This is a genomic window from Mangrovibacterium sp. (assembly GCF_059905295.1).
In genome coordinates this window covers 1-6,250 of record NZ_JBZQJF010000275.1, presented here as the reverse complement: position 1 = coordinate 6,250, position 6,250 = coordinate 1, and the positions used below count along the sequence as shown (strand labels likewise).

At 45.3% G+C, this 6,250-nt stretch carries 3 protein-coding genes; all 3 read left to right on the top strand.

Features of this window, described 5'->3' with window-relative positions; translation table 11 throughout:
* Positions 1 to 194 precede the first annotated feature (194 nt).
* Positions 195 to 2,384 (top strand): glutamine synthetase III family protein, encoded by a 2,190-nt coding sequence (locus AC37HE_RS14160; protein ID WP_500783504.1) that lies wholly within the window; start codon positions 195 to 197, stop codon positions 2,382 to 2,384.
* A 245-nt stretch (positions 2,385 to 2,629) separates the two neighbouring features.
* The gene (locus tag AC37HE_RS14155) at positions 2,630 to 4,675 is read left to right on the top strand and encodes a M13 family metallopeptidase (RefSeq protein ID WP_500783503.1); all 2,046 of its coding nucleotides are present in this window, start codon (positions 2,630 to 2,632) and stop codon (positions 4,673 to 4,675) included.
* A gap of 180 nt (positions 4,676 to 4,855) precedes the next feature.
* On the top strand, positions 4,856 to 6,250 hold a 1,395-nt coding region (locus AC37HE_RS14150), incomplete at its 3' end, for a hypothetical protein (RefSeq protein ID WP_500783502.1).

Sequence of the window (6,250 nt, the reverse complement as noted above, 5' to 3'; positions counted from 1 at the left end):
CGAAAATTGATTGTTTTTGGTCACAAAATAGGTATGCAAGTGGAGGTTATATGAAAAAAGGTCTAATTTTGCCGGGTGAAATAATCGCGGGACTATTTCATTTTTGTGCTTCATTCAAACTTCTTTTGACAAGAAAAGCTGTGTAAATGGAGCAATTCGTAAATACCTAACAAATTAACTTTTGAATTATAAAAATGGCTGTATTTAGATTCAAAGCGCTGGAAGAGGTACTTTCGCGTAAACCAATTGAAGTTCACAGGGAGCATAACCTGACATCGGATTATTATGCAACAAAGGTTTTTGACCGTCCGAAGATGAAAAAATATTTATCAAGGGAGGCTTATAAAGCTGTTTGTGACGCAATTGATAACAGTGCACCAATCGACCGGAAAATGGCCGATCAGGTAGCTCAGGGAATGAAGGCCTGGGCGACTGAGAATGGTGCTACACACTATACTCACTGGTTCCATCCATTGACAGATGGAACGGCGGAAAAGCACGATGCTTTTATTATTCATGGAGAAGATGGTGGTGTTGTTGAAGCATTCTCCGGTAAGTTGCTTTCGCAGCAGGAGCCCGATGCTTCTTCTTTCCCGAGTGGCGGAATCCGTCAAACGTTTGAAGCTCGTGGCTATACGGCCTGGGATGCTTCATCGCCGGCTTTCATTGTGGATGGAACGCTTTGTATTCCTACCGTATTTATTTCATATACAGGCGAGGCTCTGGACTATAAAACACCGTTCCTGCGTGCTTTGTCAGCAGTGGATAAAGCAGCAACCGAAGTTTGTCAATATTTCGATAAGACAGTGACCGAGGTTCAGGCAAATCTGGGTTGGGAACAGGAGTACTTCCTGATTGATGAAGCCTTGTATATGGCTCGTCCTGATTTGGTATTGACGGGTCGTACCTTGATGGGGCATGCTTCATCGAAAGATCAACAACTGGACGATCATTACTTCAGCTCTATACCAACGCGGGTTTATCGTTTTATGGAAGACCTGGAGAATGAAGCTTATAAACTCGGCATTCCGGTAAAAACCCGGCATAACGAGGTTGCTCCTAACCAGTTTGAGGTTGCTCCTATTTTCGAGGAGGCTAACCTTGCGAATGACCACAACCAGCTTCTGATGGACATTATGAAGAAAATTGCCCGTCGTCATAAGTTTATGGTGTTGTTTCACGAAAAGCCTTTCGCCGGTGTAAACGGTTCGGGTAAACACAATAACTGGTCGCTGGTGACTGATACAGGTGTTAACTTATACTCACCAGGGAAAAATCCGAAAACGAATTTGCAGTTTTTGACTTTTGTGGTAAATACGCTGAAAGCAGTTTATGACAATCAGGATATGATTCGGGCCAGCATCATTTCGGCCGGAAATGCACATCGATTAGGAGCGAATGAAGCACCACCGGCAATTTTGTCGGTTTTTCTGGGATCGGAAGTAAGTAAAATGCTTGATTTGATGGAAGAGGCAGTGGTGGAGCGGAAGATGACACCCGATGAGAAAACGGCCTTAAAATTGAATATTGGACGTATTCCGGAAATCATATTAGACACGACTGACCGGAATCGTACATCGCCTTTTGCATTTACGGGAAACCGATTTGAGTTACGGGCTGTTGGTTCTTCGGCTAACTGTGCCGCTTCAATGATTGCCCTGAACACCGCTTTGGCAGCACAGCTGAAAAATTTTAAAACCGAGGTGGATGCCTTGGTCGAAAAGAATGTTAAGAAAGATGAGGCTATCTTCCAGGTTCTGAAACGTCTGATAATAGAAACCAAACCGATTAGGTTTGATGGAAATGGTTACAGTGAAGAGTGGATTAAAGAAGCCAAGAAGCGCGGTTTGACAAATGTGACGAGCGTTCCTGAAGCTGTTTCTGCGTATTCGCGCCCTGATGTCGTTAAGCTTTTTTCTTCGGTTGAGGTCTTAAATCAGAATGAACTGGAGAGCCGTGCTGAAGTGGAGTATGAAAAGTATACCATGAAAGTTCAGATTGAGGCGCGCGTCTTGGGTGACTTGGCAATCAACCATATTGTCCCGATTGCTGTGCAATATCAAACGAGCCTGATGGACAACGTGAAGCGTCTGAAGGATATCTTCCCTGCTGAAGAATTTGATACGCTTGCTGAAGGGCGTCTGGAGCTTATTCGTGAAATCGGAGGGCATATCTCTACAATCAAGTTGAGAGTGAAGGATATGGTTGAGGCTCGCAAAAAAGCGAATGTGATTGAAGGGGCTGAAGCAAAAGCAAAAGCTTATGAGAAAACCGTATTCCCATTCCTGGATGAGATCCGTTATCACATCGATAAACTGGAGTTGGCGGTTGATAATGAGTTATGGCCTTTGCCCAAATACCGTGAGCTTTTGTTTGTGAAATAGAACTTTCACGATCAGATATAAAAAGAGGTTTGCATCATCGTGCAAACCTCTTTTCTTTTGCGGGTAATCAGTTATTTCCCTGCCTCATTACAGCTCATCGTGTTATGTTTGTTCGTACAGAAGATATTTGTACTTGTCATAAAATCGCGCGAAAGCTTAACATGTTTAGCCTAATATCTGTAACTTTGAGCAAGTGGGTTGAAGGGTAAAATAAAGCATTTTCAATATTTAAAATAGTATTCAATATGAAGACTTGTAGTTTGTTGTTCGCTGCAGTTGGCTTGGCCCTGTTGGTCGCCTGCCAGCCGCAGTCGTCAAAAATCGATGAGGGCCCGGATGCGTTGGCTGCTCATATTGACACGACTGTTCGTCCGGGGGACGACTTTTTCAGCTATGCCAATGGAAAGTGGTTTAAGGAAAACCCTATTCCGGCCAGTGAGACTTACAATGGGATCTTCCAGATTATCCAGGACACGGTTAATGCACAGGTTCGTAATATTTGTGAGTCGGCAGCTGCGCTGAAGGATGCGGAGGCGGGAACCGCCAAGCAGAAAATCGGCGACTTGTTCAATACAGGTATGGACAGCGTAAGCCTTAATGCAGCCGGTATTGATCCGGTGAAAAAGTACCTGGACCAGATTGATGCCATTACCGATCTGAATGGCCTGGCTCGTGAAGCAGCTTTTGTGCATCTGACTGCAGCCTCGCCGATGCTGGGCATTTATGTAGGCCAGGATGATAAAAACAGTGCCAAGAATGCGGTTTGTATTTCGCAGGGCGGACTAAGCCTGCCCGATCGCGAGTATTATTTTGCCACCGACGAGCGTGCCAAACATGTGCGTGCTGCTTTTGTCGACTTTCTCGACAGCATGTTTGTAATTATGGGTTACCCGGCTGATCGGGCATCCGAATCGGCCAAGGCGGTGATGAAGCTGGAAACCGATCTGGCCCGTGTATCTCGGAAAACAGAGGATACCCGAGATCCTTTGAAAAACTATAACAAAATTACCTACGATGCCCTGGCGGCTTCAACACCGAATTTCGATTGGAAAACCTTCACTTCGGGCCTGGGGTTTGGTGCTATCGATACGGTCATTGTTGGTCAGCCTGAATTCCTGGCGGCTCTGAACGGGTATCTGAAGAGTTATCCCCTTTCGGTTTGGAAAGATTACCTGAAGCTGCATCTGTTGGATGGACTCAGCAATTGCCTCGACGATCATACCTACATGACTTCTTTCAACTTTTACGGGAAAACTTTGCGCGGGATAGAAGAACCTCGTCCGCGCTGGAAACGGGTGGTCGGTGCTACCAATAGCGTTTTGGGCGATTTGATTGGCCAGGTTTATGTGTCCGATTATTTGCCGAAGGGTACCAAAGAGAAATTGCTCGAGATAGGTAATTCCATCAAAACGGTTTATGCCGAGCGGATTAAACAGCTCGACTGGATGAGCGAAACGACCAAGGAAAAAGCTTTGCACAAGCTGGATGGTATGATTATGAAAGTGGGCTACCCGGATCAATGGAAGGATTTGAGCAGCCTGGAGATTAACCGTTCTTCGTATGTACACAATATGATGAATGCATCCGAATGGTACACCCGCTACAATGTTTCGAAATACGGTAAGCCTGTCGACCGGAAAGAATGGGGCATGCAGCCGCAAACTTATAATGCATACTACAACCCCTCGAATAATGAAATCGTAGTGCCGGGCTGTAATATCATGGTGCCGGGCTACGAGCGTAAAATGGCCGACGATGCGATCCTCTATGCAATTATCGGAGGTTCAACTTTTGGTCACGAAATGACACACGGTTTCGACGATCAGGGGAGTAAATACGATGAGAAAGGAAACCTGAATAACTGGTGGACCGCTCAGGACAGCATCCGGTTCTACAGCAAAACAAAGATGATTGTTGACCAGTTTGACGGTTATATTGCTGTGGACAGCCTGCATATCAACGGTGAAATGACACAGGGTGAAAACATTGCCGATCTGGGTGGTATTATGATGGGTTACCAGGCTTTTCAGCAAACAGCTCAGTATAAAAACAAGGTGATGATTGCCGGTCTTTCACCGGATCAACGTTTCTTTCTGGGCTATGCTATGGCCTGGATGCTGAATATGCGCCCCGAAGCAGTGGCTAACCAGGTTCGGAGTGATGTGCACTCGCCGGCTAAGTTCCGCGTTAACGGACCTTTGGCTGATATGACCCCGTTCTACAAAACATTTAATGTGCAGGAAGGCGATGCCATGTGGCGTCCGGATAGCTTGCGCGTGAAAATCTGGTAAGACCAGGATTGAGTCGTTTGCGTCCTATAACATACAAAAGGCTGCAGGTATTCGCCCGTAGCCTTTTTTGCTTGGTCTTCAGAATGCAGAAAATAATACCCTTGAATACTTTAACTTTAAAAATTGCGTTTGTCCTAAACGGATAGAAACTAGTATTTTTAGCGATAAATCATCGACTACATGAATCGACCTTTATTTTCCCGTTTTTTGAGCCTTGTTGTTCTGATCCTGGTGTGTGCCTGTACATCGCAAAAAATGTATAATTCAGGTATTTCATCGGTCGAAAGGGGAGAATACTATCAATCGGCCGAGAAGCTCCGAAAAGTTTACCGCAAGGATAATAATCCACAACATCGTATGGAAATGGCCTATCAGTTAGCGCAGGCTTACCATAAACTCGGCGATTACGGTAGGGCGGCTATCTGGTATCGAAATGCAATCCGCCGAGATTATCCGGATAAAAAAGTAATTTTCTATTGTGCCGAATGTTTGAGAGCCTATCAGAACTTCGAGGATGCAAAGCTTTATTATCAACAATATCTGGAGCTGTTTCCGGATGACGTGCGTGCTAAGGAGGGATTGGAAGCTTGTGATTATATTCCTGAATGGGAGAAGAACCCCAGCCGATACATTGTTACACCTGTTCGCGAGTTAAGTTCCAAGTACAGTGATTATGGCCCGGCCTATGTTGGAGGACGCGATAATGAAGTGATTTTTTCGTCGATGCGTGAAAGCGATAATACCGGCAAGCAGAAGAGTGCTATTACCGGTGAGCATTTTGGGGATTTGTTTCGTTCTGAGTTTCTGCTGCAAAAGCAGAAGTGGTCGGAACCCGAATTGCTGGATGAAACAAGATTGATTGATAGTGAAGATGATGAAGGAGCACCTGCCATTTCGCCCAACGGTGATTTGATGGTTTTTACACGATGTCGCTACGATAAAACAAAAGATATGGGTGCCAGCCTTTTTGCTACCCGAATGTCGCGTGGAAATTGGTCCGAGCCGATGTTGATTCCTTTGGTTGGCGATAGCCTGATTGCTGCCCACCCAGCCTTTTCACCCGATGGGAATACGCTTTATTTTGCCTCAAATAAAAGAGGTGGTTTGGGCGGTACCGATATTTGGATGGCCACCCGGGAAGGAAATTCTTTTGGAAGTCCTGTTAATCTGGGTAAGGAAATTAACACGCCGGGTAATGAGGTTTTTCCCTCTATGGACTATGAAGGAAACCTCTATTTTTCATCTGATTATTGGCCGGGAATGGGAGGCTTGGATATTTTTAAAGCGACGAAAGGCGATGATGGACATTGGACCGTTGAAAATTTAAAGGTTCCGGTGAACTCTTCAGGCGACGACTTTGGGATGACCTTTATTAACGAAGCAAATCCACACGGTTTATTTGCCTCGAATCGAAAAGGATCCCGTAGTGATGATATTTACTCGTTTTACTTACCTCCGAAAGTATATCGTATTACGGGGGAGATTTATGATAAGGAAACCGGAGCCCGCATCGATGGAGCTCGTGTTCGTGTTATTGCAACCGACGGAACAAATCTTCGAATGCGTGCCAATGAT

What these genes read in the sequence shown, in the direction of transcription:
- AC37HE_RS14160 (WP_500783504.1), top strand. Translation starts at nt 195, where the DNA reads ATGGCTGTATTTAGATTCAAAGCGCTGGAAGAGGTACTTTCGCGTAAA.
- AC37HE_RS14155 (WP_500783503.1), top strand. Translation starts at nt 2,630, where the DNA reads ATGAAGACTTGTAGTTTGTTGTTCGCTGCAGTTGGCTTGGCCCTGTTG.